The following is an 18,521-nucleotide window of genomic DNA, read 5'->3' on the forward strand; positions in this document are numbered from 1 at the left end:
TGTTAAAACCAATGTTTCACCGGCAATTGTGAGCTAGATGACTTGCTGACCTTACCAATCAGGATAAGGTTGCAACAATTCGCCTTCAATTAAAGCGCGCCGGTTTGCGCGCTGCACCCAATCATTGGTCGATGAAATGAAGCATGAAATAGTCACCAAAGACGGGACATTCGTTGCACCGGATGGCCTCCCTAAGCCACGTATTTATTGGGCATGGGCAACCCTAATGGTGGGGCTTACGCTGGCGGTCATCGACGGCACCATTGCCAATGTCGCACTTCCCACAATTGCAGCCGATTTTTCGGCAGGACCAGCCGCTTCAATCTGGATCGTCAATGGCTATCAGCTCGCAATCGTTATAACGCTTCTGCCTCTGGCGGCATTGGGCGAAATTTACGGCTATCGCCGCATATATCTCTTAGGCGTATCCCTCTTCACACTTGCCTCTATCGCTTGCGTATTCTCTCGCTCTCTGGAGGCACTGACAATTGCGCGGGTCATTCAGGGCTTTGGCGCTGCTGGCCTCATGAGCGTCAACACCGCACTGCTGCGCTTTACAGTACCACAAGCCAAATTTGGCACGGCAATCGGCCTCAATGCACTATTCGTCGCTGTGTCATCCACAATCGGCCCGACGCTGGCAGGCGTTATTCTGCATTCACTAAGCTGGCCGTGGCTTTTCGTGATCAACATTCCGCTTGGCGTTCTGGCCGTTGCTATGGGCTTGAGAAGCCTGCCCGATAATGAGCGCTCTTCGCGGCGTTTCGATTATCTGAGTGCAATTCTCAGCGCGCTTACACTCGGACTGTTGGTAACTGTAATCGATAGTGCGGGTGGTGGGCTTGATACAATCTGGCTGATATTGCAGGCCGTCGCTTGCGTTGGTGCGGCAACATGGCTGATCCGCCGCTCGCTGCGCACCACTGATCCGCTGCTGCCGCTTGATCTGCTGCGCATCCCGGTTTTTAGCCTATCCTTATGTACGTCCATCATGTCATTTCTGGCGCAGATGATGGCTTTCATCTCCCTGCCGTTTTTATTTCAAACCGTTTATGGGTTTAAGCCCATTGAGGTCGGTCTTTTGATGATGCCATGGCCAATTGCTTTGGCCATCGTTGCGCCTTTGTCGGGTAAATTCTCCGACAAATATTCACCTGCAAAGCTCGGTCTTATCGGGCTTGTTATCTTTGCAGCGGGACTTGCGCTGATTGGATTGTTGCCTGAACAGCCTACGGTACAGGACATCTGCTGGCGCATGGCAATTTGCGGTATCGGCTTTGGCTTTTTCCAGGCGCCCAACAACCGCATGATCATTACATCTGCGCCACGTGCAAGGAGTGGTGCTGCCAGCGGCATGCTGGGAACGGCGAGGCTCATGGGCCAATCACTTGGTGCCGCCTTTATCGCGTTTCTTTTGGCACGCTGGGGCGTTACCAATATCCCCAGTATGCTGCTGGTCGCGGCTGGCTTCGCAGCATTTGCCTCCATCATTAGCATCTCTCGGCACAAGCGATAAATTAGCTTGTGAACCTTTGTAAATAACTTAGTCGAAACACAAAATTCCCTGTTGCAATCTCAAATGCGTTAGTCCATATAGCGCTTGCCTAACGGAAACGACCTCTCTCAGAGAAGGCTGGCGCGAGCGGGTGTAGCTCAGGGGTAGAGCACAACCTTGCCAAGGTTGGGGTCGAGGGTTCGAATCCCTTCGCCCGCTCCAGTTTTTTCGATTGGTTTAGGCATCAAAATCCCGGCTTTGTCCGGGATTTTTGCTTTTCAGGGATAAATGTTCATTACCAATATTCGATTGGCAAGCCAGCCGGAAGCCAAGTGATTCCAGAATCACCTATTCTGAAGGAATTCAGCCTAAAGCACTCTCACGGCTCCCTGCCCTTCACTTTGTTTCGAAAACACCACATTCGAAATCAGAAAATTACGTAAAAGCCCTTTTAAGCTTGCGGTTTCGTGTTTTGTGGCACTAAGAAAGCACCATCTCGGGCCTTTCCCCTTATTCCTGTGGCCCACAAATATGGATAGAAACAATGACTGTCGCTCAAGCAGTTGTTCCGAAGAAAAATTCTGCGCGCCGCGTTTTGGCCGCGAGCATGATCGGTACAACAATCGAATTCTTTGATTTTTATATCTATGCAACAGCTGCGGTAATCGTGTTTCCGCATCTGTTTTTCCCCGCCAGCGACGGAAACTCAGCGCTGCTGCAATCGCTGGCTACCTTCGCGATTGCCTTCTTCGCACGTCCTATCGGCGGCGCGCTGTTCGGTCACTTTGGTGACAAGATTGGCCGCAAGGCAACGCTTGTTGCAGCTTTGATGACAATGGGTATTTCCACCGTCGCAATTGGCTTCCTGCCAACATACGAATCCATCGGCGTATGGGCCGCACTTCTGCTGGCAATTTGTCGTCTGGGACAGGGCCTTGGACTTGGTGGTGAATGGGGCGGCGCAGTCTTGCTCGCAACCGAAAATGCACCAGAAGGCAAGCGCACGTGGTACGGCATGTTTCCACAGCTCGGCGCCCCCGTAGGATTCATTCTGGCAACAGGTATCTTCCTGGTCCTCGCTGAATTACTGACCGAAGAACAATTCATGTCGTTCGGCTGGCGTATTCCTTTCATCGCGAGTGCTCTGCTGGTTGGCGTTGGCCTCTTCATTCGTCTGAAAATTTCTGAAACACCCGAATTTCAGAAGGCAATCGACAAAGCTGAGCGCGTTGAAGTTCCTGTCGCAACACTTTTCAAGAAGCATAAATCGAGCCTGTTTTTTGGAACTATCGGCGCCGTTGCAACCTTCGTGCTTTTCTACCTCATGACCGTGTTTTCGCTCGGTTGGGGAACGCGTGCGCTTGGCTATAGTCGCGAAGAATTCCTCATCCTTCAAATGATCGGCGTGATCTTCTTTGGCCTCACCATTCCGGTTGCTGCCATTCTTTCCGATAAGTACGGCATGCGCCCGGTGATGATCATCGTAACGGTTTTGATCGGCCTCTACGGTTTCATCATGGCTCCACTTTTCCTCAGCGGAACGACTGGCGTTCTGGCCTTCCTCATCATTGGTTTCGGTCTGATGGGCCTAACCTATGGTCCCATTGGTGCGGCACTTGCTGAACCGTTCCCGACCTCGGTTCGCTATACCGGCGCATCGCTGACCTTTAATCTAGCAGGCATTCTCGGTGCATCTGTTGCACCTTACATCGCAACATGGCTCGCGACCCATTATAGCTTCACTTATGTCGGCTATTATATGACTGCTGCAGCAGTGGTCTCGCTGATCGGCTTTGCCTTCATTTCGTTTAAACGCGGCGAATAAGCTCCATTGAAATGCAAACAAAAAAGCCCGCGTGGATTGATCCATGCGGGCTTTTCTTTTATCAACGTTTATAAATTTTATTCGGTGTCGGCTGCTTCGAGTGCGATAGCAACTGACTGAATTATCGCAGCAAAACGTGCAGCAGCCTGGATCGATTCTGTCGAAACACCGGCTTTGCGTAGAACGTCCTCATGCGCATCGATGCACATGCCGCAGCCATTGATAACTGATACCGCCAGCGACCAAAGCTCGAAATCGACCTTATCCACGCCCGGATTGCCGATCACATTCATACGCAGCTTTGCCGGCAGCGTGCGATACTCCTTATTGGAAGCAAGATGCACGAAGCGATAATAGACATTGTTCATGCCCATGATGGAAGCCGCAGATTGGGCAGCCTGAATAACGCTTGGGTCAACCTTACCAGCAGCTTCCGCAACGAGCGCCTTGCGCACATCTGCATTGCGCGAAGCGATACCACAAGCAACAAACAAGCCATATTTCTGCTGAGGTGTCAGCGTTTCGTCGCTCGACATGGACGATAGATTGAGACGAACATCCTTGGCGAAATCCGGGATTTTCGATTTCAGATCATCAGTGGACATGGAACCCTCTTTAAAATGTCATGTGTCAGTTCTTGATAAACAAAAGGCGGGTTTTAACCCGCCTTGTATCAGATAATTTATGCTGATTAAGCAGCCTTAAGCGTTTCGCCACCGACTTCGCGGTTGCATGGGCAAAGCTCATCAGTCTGCAAAGCATCGAGAACACGCAGCGTGTCCTTAGGAGCGCGGCCAACATTGAGGTTGGTTGCGTAGACGTGCTGGATCGTGTTGTCTGGATCAACAACAAACGTGTAACGATATGCAACGCCATCTGGCGAACGAACACCAAGACCGTCAACCAAAGAACCATTGGTGTCGGCAAACGACCAGATTGGCAGTTTGTTGAGATCCTGATGATCACGACGCCATGCAAGCTTCACAAATTCATTGTCGGTCGAACCGCCCAGAACGACTGCATCACGATCTTCAAAATCTGAAGCCAGACGCGCAAATTCAGCAATTTCGGTAGGGCAGACGAAGGTAAAATCTTTCGGATAGAAAAAGATGACCTTCCACTTACCTGCAAAGCTTGCTTCGGTCACTTCTTCAAACGCCGAAACGCCGTTTTCTTCGTGGAAATTGAAGCCTGGCTTAACGCCAGTTACTTTGAAAGAAGGAAGCTTGTCACCGATACCGAGCATCTCATACCTGCCTGTAAATTCGTTGTTATGCAGAAAATTCAGAAGTTTCAGAATTATCCGCTTGTGAGTCGTTTATAGGCACTGTAGTTCAATCGGTCAAAGCGATTAAAACGATCCAATCCATCGATTATAACGATGAGGGAATGTGTTAGATAAGATGCTCAATATCAGCGTTCGACAACTCCATTACTTTATCGCGCTTGTAAAAGCCGGTTCGTTTTCGCGTGCAGCCGAGGCGGTTGGTGTCACCCAATCGACGCTTAGCGCCGCAATACAGGCTTTGGAGGCCGAAATCGGCGTCACTCTGATTGATCGCACAGGAAGGCGCATGCAGTTGCTGCCTGCGGGAGAGGATTTTTTAGACCGGGCGCGGGAAATTGTCGCTTCAATCGAAGAACTGCCCGAACATGCAAAACAAGCTGAGCGCCCTTTGACAACGCGCCTGCGTTTGGGTGTCATTCCCTCCATTGCGCCTTTCTTATTGCCAAAGGTGCTGCCTTCAACGGCCAAAGCTTTTCCAGATTTACAATTAAGCGTTCGCGAGGGGCTGACGCGCACGCTGCTCGACACCTTGCGTTCAGGCACGCTTGATGTCGCGCTGGTGGCTCACCCCTATGATCTTGATGATTTCGAAGTCGCGGAAATCGGTAAAGATCCGTTTTTTCTTGCGGTACGAAGAGATCATGCGCTTGCTAACCGTGATCGTATTGATGCAAGCGATTTGCGGGATCAGCCATTTCTCCTGCTTGAGACCGGCCATTGTTTACGGGAACATGTGATGGCGGCGATCGGGTCAAAGCCCGCACATACCGGCGGTGACGTTCATGCAACAAGCATCATGACGCTAGTGCAGCTTGTGGAATTCGGCATGGGCGTAACGCTTTTGCCAGAGGTTGCAATCAAAGCGGGTGTGACACGCGGCAGCGAAATCAGCATCGTGCCTTATGAAGGGCAGCATAATTTCCGTTCATTGGCGCTGGTGTGGCGTGCCAATGCTGCCCGACGCAATGAATACCAGCTTTTCGCAGCCCATCTGCGTAACAAATGCATGAAGAAATAGATTTACAGAACACCCCATGCGCGAAAACGCCCTCGTCCGGTAATTTCCCGCAGATTAAGATCAACGATTAATTTGAGCGCGCCCTGCGGCGTAACGTTGAGCTCTTTCTCAACCATGTTGGTTGAAACAAGTGGGCTTTTCATCAACATGTCAACAAGTTGTGGCATACGAGAATTTGAACGACGGCCTTTGAGTTTACGCTGCATCTGTTCACGCGCAAGCATCAGACGATCATGCTCTTTCATCACGGTCTCAGCACCCTCCTCAATTGACGCGAAGAAGGTTTTGAGCCGAACGAGACGATTTTGCGAACGCCGCTCGTCCGGTCTTTTGGTGCGCAAACCAATGCTAATGGCTGGCAAATGCCCTGTTGCAATGCCCGACTGACGCAGATAGGCAGAGATAAGCAGGCGCCCTACCCAAGAGGAACGCTGTACAACTTCAAGAGAAAACCATGCATCATGCAAGAGCGCCGCGCGTAATAGTGGCGGAAGATGCGCTGCATTCGCAAAAACGTCGTGCCATTCCTGCAACCGCTCTTCTTCATTCCAGTCATCATCATAAAGAAGCGGATCAATCTCCGGCGATTGTTGCTTTGGTTTTTCCTGAATAACGCCTTTCAGCAATGCATCTGTGTGCGCCAAAAGCGCATCAATGTCCTCAAACAGAGGATCGCTATCTCTCTCATCCGGCTCATTATAGTCTTTAGCCGGTTCTACGCGCACTTCGATATTCCGGCCCAGTAATTGACGAATACCGGCAGTACTCAAGGCCCAGCTTGCCGAACGTCCGGCAATCTGACGTCGCAAGCGCAGCACAGAGTGAGCGATTGTTAGCGCGTGGCTTGGCATGCGCGTATCCATCAATGCATCGTGCAGCACCAGATCCTCAAGATGCACCAGCTCACCCTCAAGCCACATGGAGGCAACCGCGTCGTGCATATGCATGCGCTCGATCATACCCTCGCGGATCGGTGAGCGGGCAAGCCGCTCGTCGAGCCTCGTTAATGCAGCCGTGGCATTAGCTACGGGCATGAAAAGCTCATCGAGCGGCAGCTTGTCAATTTCATAAGCCATGTCCGCATATCGCAATTGATCATGGGAAAAGGCAAACGAAAATGCTTGGTTAGAGCAGAACTTCCGCAACTTTTACAGTGCGGCCTTCCTTGACGGAAAGAAGAGCTGCTTCGGCAAGCGCCAAGGCCTGCAATCCATCTTCTGCCGAAGGTGTTGGCGCTTTACCGCTGTCAATCGCATCAATGAAAGAGGCAATTTCCGCAGCATAAGCATCTGTATAGCGCGTCATGAAAAAATCATGCAGCGGAGGACGCGTGTAACCTTCCTTTGAAGCGACTTCGATGGAAACCGGGCGCTGGTTTTCAGCAGAAACTGCACCCTCCGAGCCATGCACTTCGATGCGCTGATCATAGCCATAAGAAGCCCGACGCGAATTTGAAATCACGCATTGGCGACCCGTAGCGGTGGTCAGAATCACGCTTGCACTATCGAAATCGCCTAGCTCACCAATTTGGGGATCGACCAGAACCGACGCAGATGCAGAAACCGTTGCAATTTCTTCGCCCAGTAGAAAACGCGCCATGTCAAAATCATGGATTGTCATATCACGGAAGATACCACCGGAAACCTTGATATATCCCGCAGGCGGTGCCCCTGGATCGCGGCTGGTGATGGTGACCATTTCAACCTTGCCGATGCGACCATCATCAATCGCTTTGCGAACGGCCGCAAAATGCGGATCGAACCGGCGATTGAAGCCAAGCATGACCTTGCCGCCGGTTTCCCCAATAACGCCAAGGCAGGCGCGTACGCGCTCAATATTCAAATCAATCGGCTTTTCGCAGAAAACCGCCTTGCCGGCCCGCGAAAACCGTTCAATCAGATCGGCATGGGTGTTGGTCGGCGTGCAGATTAGCACCGCATCCACGTCAGATGATTTTTCAATCTCCTCAATCGTGCGAACATCTGCTCCAGCGGCATCGGCTATTGCGCTTGCCGCCTCCTGATTGGCATCGGCCACCGCAACAAGTTTCGCACGTTTGTCGGAAGCGATTGCTCCCGCGTGAACCTTACCGATACGGCCAGCACCGAGCAGAGCAAGACGTGTAACCATTGCCTTCATCCTCCCAAAGCGGTCATCCTCGATTGACCGACCAAACAATTCCTATATTCCGCTTCCGTGTTTCCCCGATTATTGCGGGAGACCTCAGGGTAATGGAATATTTATTCTATTTTGCTAGATTGTGATATATAGGATGTCAAGAGGACGTTTCTGAAAGGACAGCAATGGACGCCGAAAATGCACCGCTTGGGCAAATTGATGTGCCAGACCCAACACCGTCCAATGTCAAAGAATTCGAAGCAAAACTGCGCGAAGTTGCAGACCGCTTGCCTAAGCGCCTCAAGCAATGTGCCGACTATGTCGCGGCTAATCAGGACCGGATCGCTGTTTCGACGGTCGCTGAAATGGCAGAAGGCGCAGGCGTTCAAAGTTCGGCCTTTATGCGCTTTTGTCAGATACTCGGCTTTTCCGGATTTTCGGAAATGCAGAAGCTTTTTCGAGAATCCTATGCTGGCGGCTGGCCGGATTACTCTACGCGGCTTGAGCATTTACGCGAAACGGCATCGGGAAGCGCCCCGGCTCTATTGGCAGAGTTTGCCGAAGCAGGACGCACATCGCTTGAAGGCCTGTTGAAAACGATTGAGCCTCAAGCGCTTGAACGGTCGGTCCAACTGCTTGCCAAAGCTGCAACTATCCACATCATCGGCGTTCGTCGCGCATTTCCGGTTGCAAGCTATCTGGCCTATGCTCTTGAAAAGATGCAAGTTCCAGCCATGCTGCACAGCACCGTGGGTAAGCTCGAAAACCAGCACACAATCCGCAAAGGTGATGTTCTGATTGCCATTTCCTTTTCGCCATATTCCCCCGAAACAATTGCCATGGCGGAAAATGCAAGTGCGCGCGGCGTTGATGTGATTGCCATCACTGACACGATTGTGAGCCCTATGAGCAAGTTCGCCCAACAGTCACTGCTCGTTTCCGAAGTCGACTTCGGCGCGTTCCGATCGCTCTCCGCAACGCTTTGTCTTGCGATTACGCTTTCTGTGGCTGTCGGAACAGCACGCCAATCCTAAAAGCATATCAGTATTCTATTTTTCAGTTGAAATGGAATAATAAATCCATTTTAATCGAAAGTAGAATGAACGACGCATATGCCGAGGGAGAAGTTTCATGAAGCGGCTGGATTTGATTACGATTGGCCGATCTTCGGTAGATCTTTACGGCGCACAGGTGGGCGGTCTTCTCGAAGACATGTCATCCTTTAACAAATATGTTGGCGGTTCCCCCACCAACATTGCCACAGGCACAGCGCGTCTCGGCCTTAAATCGGCGCTTATTACCCGTGTAGGCGACGAACATATGGGCCGCTTTCTCTTACGCGAACTGGCGCGAGAAGGTGTCGACACGCGAGGCATCGTTACCGATCCTGAGCGCCTGACTGCGCTTGTCATTCTCGGCATTCGTGATCAGCAGCATTTCCCGTTGATTTTCTATCGCGAGAACTGCGCCGACATGGCGCTTTGCGAAGATGATATTGATCCCGCATTCATTGCCGAAGCCGGATGCGTGCTTGCAACAGGCACACACCTGTCGCATCCGCGCACCGAAGCAGCCGTGCTTAAAGCTCTGAAACTGGCGCGCGAAAACCAAAGCCGTACAGTGCTCGATATTGACTATCGTCCTAACCTCTGGGGACTTGCGGGTCACGGCGATGGTGAGAACCGTTTTATCGAATCTGCTGCCGTGACCGCCAAATTGCAGTCTACGCTGCATCTCTTCGATCTTATCGTGGGCACCGAGGAAGAGTTTCATATCGCAGGCGGATCAACAAATACGCTTGAAGCGCTCAAGGCCGTTCGTAAAGTCACCAAGGCAGCGCTGGTTTGCAAGCGCGGCCCAATGGGGGCTGTAGTTTTTGAAGGCGACATTCCTGACCATCTCGATAAGGGGCAATCGGGTGAAGGTTTCCCTATAGAAGTATTTAATGTGCTCGGTGCAGGTGATGGCTTCATGTCTGGATTGCTGCGCGGCTGGTTAAAAGATGAAGACTGGCCGACTAGTCTGAAATTTGCCAATGCCTGTGGTGCTTTTGCGGTATCGCGTCATGGCTGCACCCCCGCCTATCCAAGCTGGGAAGAACTGCAATATTTCTTCGAAACCGGCATTCGCGACAAGGCTTTGCGCAAGGATGTGGCGCTCGAACAGGTGCACTGGTCGACCAACCGAAATGGCAACTGGCCGCATATGCGCGTCTTCGCTTTCGACCACCGTATTCAGCTTGAAGAAATGGCACAGGAAGCCAAAGCAGATGGCGAAAAGATCGGTAAATTCAAAGAATTATGCCTGAATGCTGCCTTGGAGGTTTCAGGCGGACAAAATGGCTATGGCATATTGTGCGATAGTCGGCTTGGACGTGATGCGCTCCATCGCGCTTCCGGCACGGGTCTGTGGATCGGACGCCCGACGGAGTGGCCAGGATCGCGCCCACTCGAGCTTGAACCAGAGCTAGGCTCTGACTGTGGTGGCCTTGTCGAATGGCCTGTCGAGAATGTGGTAAAAGTTCTTTGCTTCTATCACCCTGATGATAGTGCTGAGATGAAGGCTGAACAAGAAGCCACGGTCACACGCTTATTCACTGCTGCACGGCGCAATCGCCTTGAGTTTCTGCTGGAGGTCATCCCTTCAAAGGTTGGTCCTGTGGATGATACAACCACAGCGACAATCATTGATCGCTTCTACGAGATCGGCATTTATCCTGATTGGTGGAAGCTTGAGCCTTTGAAGACCGCCGAGGCATGGCGCAATGCCTGCGATGTTATCAACCGCAATGACCCTTACACACGTGGCATCGTCGTATTGGGGCTTGATGCGCCTGCTCAAGAGCTGGAGGCAAGCCTTAAAATCGCAGCCGGTTTTGATCTTGTGAAGGGTTTTGCCATTGGGCGCACCATTCTGGGTGATGTTGCGCGGCAGTGGCTTGCTGACAAGATGAGCGATGAAGACGCGATTGCTGAAATGGCAAAACGTTACCGCAGCTTCTGCGATCTTTGGGATAAACTGCGTAAGAAATAAAGACTTTCTGGGAGGAAACATGAAGACGGTTCGACTGACAGCGGCACAGGCTCTTGTGCGCTATGTTGCCAACCAGATGACACCTGACGGCGAACCATTCATCGCCGGCGTCTGGGCGATTTTCGGGCATGGCAATGTGGCGGGTATTGGAGAAGCCCTTTACGGCATTCGCGATGAGCTTGTGACGTGGCGCGGCCATAATGAGCAGACGATGGCCCATGCAGCCATTGCCTATACCAAGCAGCTCGGCCGCAAACGCGCCTGCGCTGTCACCTCCTCCATCGGACCCGGCGCAACCAATATGGTCACAGCGGCGGCACTCGCCCATGTGAACCGCCTGCCGGTTCTGTTTATCCCCGGCGACGTCTTCGCCAATCGTGGCCCCGATCCGGTTCTTCAGCAGATCGAGGATTTTAACGATGGCACAGTGAGCGTCAATGACTGCTTTCGCCCGGTCAGCCGCTATTTTGACCGCATTACCCGTCCTGAACAGCTTCTCACGGCATTGCCTCGCGCCTTCCGCACCATGACCGACCCTGCGGATTGTGGCCCTGTAACGCTGTCTTTTTGTCAGGATGTGCAGGCAGAAGCCTATGACTGGCCTGTAGAATTCTTTTCGCAAAAGGTTTGGCACTGGCGCCGACCGCCCCCGGATGAACACGAACTGGCAACGGCAATTGCCGCAATCAAAGCTGCCAAGACCCCGGTTATCGTTGCAGGCGGCGGCGTACATTATTCAGGTGCCCATGACGCACTGAAAAGTTTTGCAGAAACCCACAACATTCCGGTTATCGAAACACAGGCTGGCAAATCGGCTTTACCGTGGGATCATGCGCTCAATTTCGGTCCGGTCGGCGTTACTGGCGCAGACAGTGCAAACGCAGTTGCAGCAAGCGCTGATCTGGTCATTGGGGTGGGAACACGCTTTCAGGATTTCACCACCGGCTCGTGGGCATTGTTCAAGCATCCGGGCCGAAAGCTGCTCTCGGTCAATGTTCAGCCATATGATAGCCACAAGAATGCCGCAATTTCACTCGTTGCAGATGCAAAAATTGCGCTAAAAACACTCTCAAACGGACTAAAAGCTTACAAACGCAGTACACTCGACACCACGCTTAAAGCACTTTGGTTTGAAGCAGCGGACCGTTCCACAGCTGCTCCCGGTGATGCCAACCAGCTTCCCACAGACATGCAGGTGATCGGTGCAGTCCAGCGACAGGCAAAGGACAACACAGTTGTCATGTGTGCTGCCGGTACAATGCCGGGCGAATTGCACCAGCTCTGGAAAGCCGGACGCCCTATGTCCTATCACATGGAATATGGTTTCTCCTGTATGGGCTATGAGATTGCCGGTGGGCTGGGCATCAAGATGGCCGAACCAGACCGCGACGTGATCGTGATGATCGGCGACGGTTCTTACATGATGGCCAATTCCGAGCTTGCGACCTCCGTGATGATGGGCATCAAGATCACCGTCGTCCTCACCGACAATCGCGGTTATGGCTGCATCAACCGTTTGCAAATGGCGACCGGCGGCGCCGAGTTTAACAATTTGCTCGACCACGCAACCCATGTGAATGCATCGAACATCGACTTCGCAGCCCATGCATGTGCGATGGGTGCCGACAGTAAGAAAGTCGGTTCTATCCGCGAACTTGAAGATGCTCTGGCCGAAGCGCGCAACAGCCCCCGCACCACAGTTATCGTCATCGATACCGATCCTTATCCGACGCCTGAAACAGGCGGCTGGTGGTGGGACGTGGCTGTGCCGGAAGTTTCGGACCGCGGCCAAGTACGCTCCGCACGCGAAAATTATGAAGCCCAGATCAAAGAAAGAAACTGACCGATGATCCTCTACGGCACCAACCCGATTGCCTGGTCAAATGATGATGATCGCAACCTCGGCGCGCATATCAGCCTTGATCAATGCCTCGACGAAACAGCTAGAATCGGCTTTGATGGAATTGAAAAAGGGCATAAATTTCCTCAAGTTACAGCGGAACTTAACGCAGTACTCGAACCTCACAAACTGCGTTACATTTCCGGCTGGCATTCACTCAATCTGCTGACCAACTCGCTCGAAGAAGAGAAGCTCGCCATACAGGAGCCGCTTGATCTTCTGAAATCAATGGGCTGCAAGGTCATCATTGTCTGCGAAACATCCAACGCCATTCACGGCGACGATGATAAGCCACTCTCGGAACGCCCTATGCTTGAAGAAGCACGCTGGGAAGAGTTTGGCGCAGGCGTTGAAGCACTGGCCGAATATGCAGCCGCGCAAGGCATTGCCCTTGTCTATCACCACCACATGGGGACAATCGTTCAGAGCGAAGACGAAATCGATCTGCTGATGAAACATACTGGCCCACATGCCAAATTGCTGCTCGATACGGGTCACTGTCTGTTTGGCGGCGGTGATCCTGAACGCGTTGCAAAGAACCATATGGAACGTGTCCGGCATATCCATGCCAAGAATGTCCGACCGGCGATAGCGGCACAGGTACGCGACCAGAGCCTGTCCTTTCTGGAGGGTGTACGCCGCGGCGTGTTCACTGTTCCGGGCGATAAGGATGGCGGCGTTGATTTTGTGCCGGTGCTCAGAATTGCTGCCGAACATGGCTATCAGGGTTGGTTGGTTATTGAAGCCGAACAGGACCCGGATGTACGCAATCCATTTGAATATCAGTCGCTGGGACTGAAATCCCTCAAAGCATTTGCACGCGAAGCAGGACTCGATAAAGGAGACTGAGCAATGGCCAATCTTTTACGCAAGCCGAGCAGCACGCATGGCAAGGTGCACGACATCACACCGGAAAGCGCCAATTGGGGTTACGTCGGCTTTGGCCTTTATCGTCTGAAAGCAGGTGAAACAGCTTCGGAGAAAACATGCGATCGGGAAGCCATTCTGGTTCTGGTGGAAGGCAAGGCAAAGCTCAAAGCGTCCGGCGAAGATTTCGGCGAAATGGGCGAGCGGATGAGTGTATTTGAAAAGCTTGCCCCGCATTGTCTTTATGTGCCTGCTGAAAGCGACTGGGACGCGGTTGCGACAACCGATTGCGTGCTCGCAGTATGCACAGCGCCCGGCCAACCGGGCCGTAAGGCGCAAAAGCTTGGGCCAGAAGGGCTCACCTTCGACACACGCGGACAAGGTGCCAACACCCGCAACATTTTTAATATCGCTATGGAAGGTCGCGACGTAGCCGACAGTCTTCTGGTAACTGAAGTTTTTACCCCGCAAGGCAACTGGTCATCTTATCCGCCGCACCGGCATGATGAAGATAACTTCCCGGATATGACCTATCTTGAGGAAACCTATTATCATCGCCTCAATCCATCGCAGGGCTATGGCATCCAGCGCGTTTTCACCGAGGACGGAAGCCTTGATGAAACCATGGCTGTATCAGACGGCGATGTGGTTCTCGTGCCAAAGGGACATCACCCATGCGGCGCGCCCTATGGTTATGAGATGTATTATCTCAATGTTATGGCCGGACCGATCCGCAAATGGCGATTTAAAAATCATCCCGATCACGACTGGATCTATAAGCGCGACAATCCATCCGCATAAAGATAAGCCCCGGATTTCCGGGGCTTATTCTGTTTAAAGCTTTGCTACCTTTTTAAGATCGTCAACTGCGCCGGGTGCGGCGGCAAAAACTTTGCTGCCCTTGGTAAGCTGCTCACCTTGTGTCGGGAACGGATGCGTATAGCCACCTGCTTCGCGCACAAGGCAGAACCCAGCCATACAATCCCATGCATGCATATACGGCTCGTAATAGCCAACCAGCCTGCCGGCGGCGACGTAAGCCAGCATCAATGCGCCTGAGCCATTGCGGATGAAAGTGCCGCCAGCTTCCAGCAGATCCTCGACGATCGTGGCCACCACCTGCGGCGTCACATAATTATTGGCACCAATGCCAGTGACGGCATTGCGGATATTGCGCGTTTCATCAAGCGTCAGCTTCTTGCCGTTGAGCGTTGCGCCCTGCCCTTTGGCCGATGCGTACAACTCATCAAAGCAGGGTGCCTGAATGACACCAATGACCGGCTCACCATCTTTCAATACCGCAATGGAAACACACCAATTCGGCATTCCGTTGACGAAAGGGCTTGTGCCATCAATCGGATCGACCACCCAAGTATAACCGGATGCACCCTCATTCAACCCGTATTCTTCGCCGAGAAAACCATCGTCGGCAAAAGCATGCGCCACGCGGTCACGAATAAGCTGCTCCACATCGCGGTCGGCAATTGACACCACATCCTGCGGATCGCGCTTGGTTTCAATAACCAGAGTTTCGCGCTGATTGAAGTAATCGAGTGCCTTTGCACCTGCTTCAAGCGCAATTTCCTGCGCAAGCTTAAACCGAGCTTCAAGCTCTTTTGAAATGTCCGATGTCATGCTTGGTATCCAGTCAGAGGGAATAAAGGCGCATGGTTCATGCGCTCAATTGTTGATGATGGCAAGGCCACGCGGCTTGAAATGGATCGCCACGTCAGTCAGTGGAGCAAGTGCTTCTTCGACGGCCGGATCTACGATGAAAAGCTTGCCATGCTCAGTCTCGATTTCATATTCGATATGGTCGCCAAGATAGGCAGAATGCGCAATGCGGCCTGCAAAATCCCCACCCGTCTGCGGCTGCAAGGTCACTGCGTTTGGACGAACAGCCAATTGCGCAGGCCCCGGCTTGATATTGCGGGATGCGAGCCGATGAACAAGATTGCCCACAAGAATGGTTGCCTGCCCTCCATCAACGCTGATCACTTCACACGGCACCACATTCGCCTCTCCCATAAAATCGGCAATAAAGGCTGATGCCGGAGACTCATACAAATCCCGCGGACTGCCCTGCTGCGCTATATCGCCATCTTTCATGACAATAATTGTATCGGAAACCGCCAAAGCTTCATCCTGATCATGGGTAACATAAACGGCAGTGAAACCCAGCCGCTGTTGCAATTCCCTGATTTCCGTTCGCACACGACGACGCAATCGAGCATCCAGATTGGAAAGCGGCTCATCAAGCAGAAGGACCTGTGGCTCCAGCACCAATGCGCGCGCAACGGCAACGCGCTGCTGCTGCCCGCCAGAAAGTTCGGCTGGCAGACGATGCCCCATCCCGGCGAGGCCTACAAGTTTCAGCCCTTCTTCTGCGCGTTCGCGCGCTTCCTTTTTCTTCAAACCGGAAGATTCAAGCCCATAAGCAACATTATCAAGTGAACTCATATGCGGAAACAGCGCATAGGACTGGAACACCATCGATACGTCACGCTCATTGGCAGGAAGCATGGTCACATCCTTGCCACCGATTAGAATACGACCCGATGTGGGATGCTCAAGCCCCGCCAACAAACGAAGCGTTGTGGTCTTCCCGCAACCCGACGGCCCAAGCAGCGTGACAAGCGTGCCGGGTTGAACAGTGAGGGACAAATCCGGCAGGGCAGTGAAATTGCCGAACTTCTTGGTTACGTTTTGAAAGGTAACGGAGCCGGGACGGATCACAGTCATGCGGCTTTCTCCTGTTGAACGGTTTTGACGGGCGTGAGGGCTGCGACGCGATTTTCACGCCGTAATTTGCGTTGGCCCACAAGCAGCTGAAAGAGCGCAATCACAACAACCATCACGACAATCAGCGCCGAGGAATAGGCAATTGCGACGCCAAACTCGCCATTCTCGACAAGGCCAACAATATAGGAAGTTGCCATGTTGTATTCTGCCGAGACGAGGAAGATGACAGCGCTGATGGATGTGATTGCTCGAACGAATGAATAAACCAGAGCCGCAGTGATGGCAGGCCGCAAAAGCGGCAGAATAACCTTGCGTATGGTTCGGAAGCTCCCCGCGCGCAGTGTCAGTGATGCTTCATCAAGGCTTTTGTCGAGCTGGCTCATGGCGGCGATGCCACCGCGCACTCCCACAGGCATATTACGGAACACGAAACACGCAATCAGGATCAGCGCCGTACCGGTCATTTCGAGCGGCGGCAAATTGAACGCCAGGATGTAGCTGACACCGATGACCGTTCCGGGAATGGCGAAGCTCAGCATCAGCGCAAACTCAAACACGTTACGTCCGAAGAAACGCTGCCGCACGATGAGATAAGCGGTAAGCAGGCCGACTGCGGCGGTAAGCGGGGCCGAGATCAGCGATATTTCCATTGTCGTCCAGAAAGAGTTCCAAGCAACACCGGTCCACGCAAAACCGCTATCTGTCCATGCCACCGAGAAAGCACGGCGATAATGATCGAATGTGAGCGAATTATCGAGACCCCAAGTGCGTACAAAACCGCCGACAAGGATCATGATATAAACAACGACGGTGAAGATCATCCATGGAATGACCATTGCATAAACGCCGATCTTCAACCCGCGTGGCAATCCGGCGTGCATACCGGAATCGCCCTTGCCGGTCACGGTTGCAAAGTTTTTACCCGACAACCAAAGGCGCTGTATGAGGAACGCCGACAACGTGAAGCAAAGCAGCACAATCGCCAGAACCGCAGCACGCGACGGGTCATTTTGAGCTCCAACCACGGCAAAGAAGATTTCGGTCGACAACACGCCATGGCTGCCACCCAGCACCATAGGATTGCCGAAATCGGCCATGCTTTCGATAAAGGCGATCAAAAATGCATTGGCCAGTCCCGGCGCCATCAACGGCAGTGAAACACGGTTGAAAGTACGCCAGCGGTCAGCACGTAAAGTCTGTGATGCCTCTTCCATAGAAGGCGATACACCTTCAACGACACCGATTAGAACCAGAAATGTGATGGGCGTGAATGACAACACCTGTGCAATCCAGATGCCTGTGAGACCATAAAGCCAGCGGCCCGGCTCAACGCCAAAAATGTTTGAAATCTGCTCTGTCACTACTCCGGCGCGACCAAACAGCAAAATTAGCGCCAGACCGATAACGAATGGTGGCGTGATGATCGGCAACACCGTTAGAATACGCAGGCCCTTCTTGAACGGAAATCCTGTACGTGTTGCAACAAGTGCAAAAGCCAGCCCCAAAAGGGTTGAACCCGAGGCAGTCATAAGTGCGAGCCAAAGCGTGCGCCATGCCACACCGCAACGCCCATCGCCGATCACACAAGCAAGGCTCCAGATCGAAGAGTCCTGTATATTTGCAATGAAACCATCCGGCTTGAAGGAACCGTCAAAATCCTGAACGGAAGCGCCAAACATGCTTAAAATCGGATAGAATACAAAGACGCTTACAAGCGCCACCAGCAGAGTGATGGAGGAGACGACAAAAGCATCTCCTTTCATCACACCCCGTTCGGCAAGAGCGAACGAGAATATCAGCAGAAAACAAAGGCCAGTCAGGACGGCACCTACACCAAAAGCTGGTTGTCCATCGGCTAGCTGACCGAAAAGTGTCTCGCTAAAGGCCCAGTTCCAGCCTGTGAAACCAATGGCCAATCCTTGCAATGCAAGAAGTCCAGCGCCGAGAAGGCTTGCACCGATCAAAACGGACGTGCGTTTTTCGGCAGACATTGCAAAGCGAGCAAAACCACAAACGAGCATCAGCACTGCAATAACAGCAAGCCATGGCCGGCCGTAAACGAATATTTGCAGAATACCGGGAGCATCTTCCGCCTGACTAAAAATCCCTTCAAGCCAGTTGAAACTGAAAAACCCATGCTCAATGCGATACCAAGGCAGGATAAGGAACGCCACCAAAGCCAGCGCCAGAACTATATCAAGCCGTCGATTATGTTGTTTCATACTCTATCCGCTT

The 18,521-nt window shown here is 52.5% G+C and carries 15 protein-coding genes and 1 tRNA gene; 9 read left to right on the forward strand and 7 right to left on the reverse strand.

Annotated features, from left to right (window positions below; genetic code table 11):
* Positions 1 to 136: 136 nt before the first annotated feature.
* The 3 genes from CEV31_RS15165 to CEV31_RS15175 all read left to right on the forward strand — a co-directional run bounded on the left by CEV31_RS15165 (position 137) and on the right by CEV31_RS15175 (position 3,320).
* Positions 137 to 1,516, forward strand: coding sequence for an MFS transporter (locus tag CEV31_RS15165; RefSeq protein ID WP_094507990.1), 1,380 nt, complete (start codon positions 137 to 139; stop codon positions 1,514 to 1,516).
* A 126-nt stretch (positions 1,517 to 1,642) separates the two neighbouring features.
* Positions 1,643 to 1,717 (forward strand) — tRNA-Gly (locus CEV31_RS15170).
* A gap of 322 nt (positions 1,718 to 2,039) precedes the next feature.
* Positions 2,040 to 3,320 carry an MFS transporter gene (locus CEV31_RS15175; RefSeq protein ID WP_094507992.1) on the forward strand — a complete coding sequence of 427 codons (1,281 nt, stop codon included), beginning with the start codon at positions 2,040 to 2,042 and terminating at the stop codon, positions 3,318 to 3,320.
* A 77-nt stretch (positions 3,321 to 3,397) separates the two neighbouring features.
* On the opposite strand, the gene CEV31_RS15180 is transcribed toward CEV31_RS15175, so the two are convergent.
* Entirely contained in the window at positions 3,398 to 3,925 is a 528-nt protein-coding gene (locus CEV31_RS15180; protein WP_094507994.1) for a carboxymuconolactone decarboxylase family protein, read from the reverse strand.
* An 86-nt stretch (positions 3,926 to 4,011) separates the two neighbouring features.
* A complete protein-coding gene (locus tag CEV31_RS15185; RefSeq protein ID WP_094507996.1) occupies positions 4,012 to 4,566 on the reverse strand; it encodes a peroxiredoxin in 555 nt (184 codons plus the stop codon).
* Between the two features lie 157 nt (positions 4,567 to 4,723).
* Between CEV31_RS15185 and CEV31_RS15190 the strand changes: the two genes are divergently transcribed.
* A complete protein-coding gene (locus CEV31_RS15190) occupies positions 4,724 to 5,626 on the forward strand; it encodes a hydrogen peroxide-inducible genes activator (protein ID WP_094507999.1) in 903 nt (300 codons plus the stop codon).
* Between the two features lie 2 nt (positions 5,627 to 5,628).
* Here CEV31_RS15190 and CEV31_RS15195 read toward each other — a convergent pair whose 3' ends face one another.
* Together CEV31_RS15195 and iolG are read right to left on the reverse strand one after the other, a co-directional pair.
* On the reverse strand, positions 5,629 to 6,702 hold the full coding sequence (locus tag CEV31_RS15195) for an RHE_PE00001 family protein (protein WP_094508001.1): 1,074 nt from the start codon (positions 6,700 to 6,702) through the stop codon (positions 5,629 to 5,631).
* A 49-nt stretch (positions 6,703 to 6,751) separates the two neighbouring features.
* A complete protein-coding gene (gene iolG / locus CEV31_RS15200; protein ID WP_094508582.1) occupies positions 6,752 to 7,756 on the reverse strand; it encodes an inositol 2-dehydrogenase in 1,005 nt (334 codons plus the stop codon).
* 173 nt (positions 7,757 to 7,929) lie between these two features.
* Here iolG and CEV31_RS15205 point away from each other — a divergent pair, with 173 nt between their 5' ends.
* The 5 genes from CEV31_RS15205 (at position 7,930) to iolB (ending at position 14,345) form a co-directional block, all read left to right on the forward strand.
* Positions 7,930 to 8,778: a MurR/RpiR family transcriptional regulator gene (locus tag CEV31_RS15205; RefSeq protein ID WP_094508003.1), complete on the forward strand. Its 849-nt coding sequence runs from the start codon at positions 7,930 to 7,932 to the stop codon at positions 8,776 to 8,778.
* A 97-nt stretch (positions 8,779 to 8,875) separates the two neighbouring features.
* On the forward strand, positions 8,876 to 10,777 hold the full coding sequence (locus CEV31_RS15210; protein ID WP_094508006.1) for a bifunctional 5-dehydro-2-deoxygluconokinase/5-dehydro-2-deoxyphosphogluconate aldolase: 1,902 nt from the start codon (positions 8,876 to 8,878) through the stop codon (positions 10,775 to 10,777).
* Positions 10,778 to 10,796: 19 nt separating this feature from the next.
* Positions 10,797 to 12,620: a 3D-(3,5/4)-trihydroxycyclohexane-1,2-dione acylhydrolase (decyclizing) gene (gene iolD / locus CEV31_RS15215; RefSeq protein WP_094508008.1), complete on the forward strand. Its 1,824-nt coding sequence runs from the start codon at positions 10,797 to 10,799 to the stop codon at positions 12,618 to 12,620.
* Positions 12,621 to 12,623: 3 nt separating this feature from the next.
* On the forward strand, positions 12,624 to 13,526 hold the full coding sequence (gene iolE, locus CEV31_RS15220; protein ID WP_094508010.1) for a myo-inosose-2 dehydratase: 903 nt from the start codon (positions 12,624 to 12,626) through the stop codon (positions 13,524 to 13,526).
* A 3-nt stretch (positions 13,527 to 13,529) separates the two neighbouring features.
* Positions 13,530 to 14,345: a 5-deoxy-glucuronate isomerase gene (gene iolB, locus CEV31_RS15225; RefSeq protein ID WP_094508012.1), complete on the forward strand. Its 816-nt coding sequence runs from the start codon at positions 13,530 to 13,532 to the stop codon at positions 14,343 to 14,345.
* Between the two features lie 33 nt (positions 14,346 to 14,378).
* Here iolB and CEV31_RS15230 read toward each other — a convergent pair whose 3' ends face one another.
* Genes CEV31_RS15230 through CEV31_RS15240 form a run of 3 tightly spaced genes read right to left on the reverse strand, consistent with a single transcriptional unit; the run spans position 14,379 to position 18,508 of the window.
* Positions 14,379 to 15,179: an inositol monophosphatase family protein gene (locus CEV31_RS15230; protein ID WP_094508014.1), complete on the reverse strand. Its 801-nt coding sequence runs from the start codon at positions 15,177 to 15,179 to the stop codon at positions 14,379 to 14,381.
* 45 nt (positions 15,180 to 15,224) lie between these two features.
* Positions 15,225 to 16,286 (reverse strand): ABC transporter ATP-binding protein, encoded by a 1,062-nt coding sequence (locus CEV31_RS15235; RefSeq protein ID WP_094508016.1) that lies wholly within the window; start codon positions 16,284 to 16,286, stop codon positions 15,225 to 15,227.
* Complete coding sequence (locus tag CEV31_RS15240; RefSeq protein WP_094508018.1) at positions 16,283 to 18,508, reverse strand: ABC transporter permease; 2,226 nt, start codon at positions 18,506 to 18,508, stop codon at positions 16,283 to 16,285. The genes CEV31_RS15235 and CEV31_RS15240 overlap by 4 nt, the downstream gene beginning before the upstream one ends.
* Between the last annotated feature and the right edge of the window lie 13 nt (positions 18,509 to 18,521).

The sequence above is a fragment of the Brucella thiophenivorans genome, assembly GCF_002252445.1.
Classification (GTDB): Bacteria; Pseudomonadota; Alphaproteobacteria; order Rhizobiales; family Rhizobiaceae; genus Brucella; species Brucella thiophenivorans.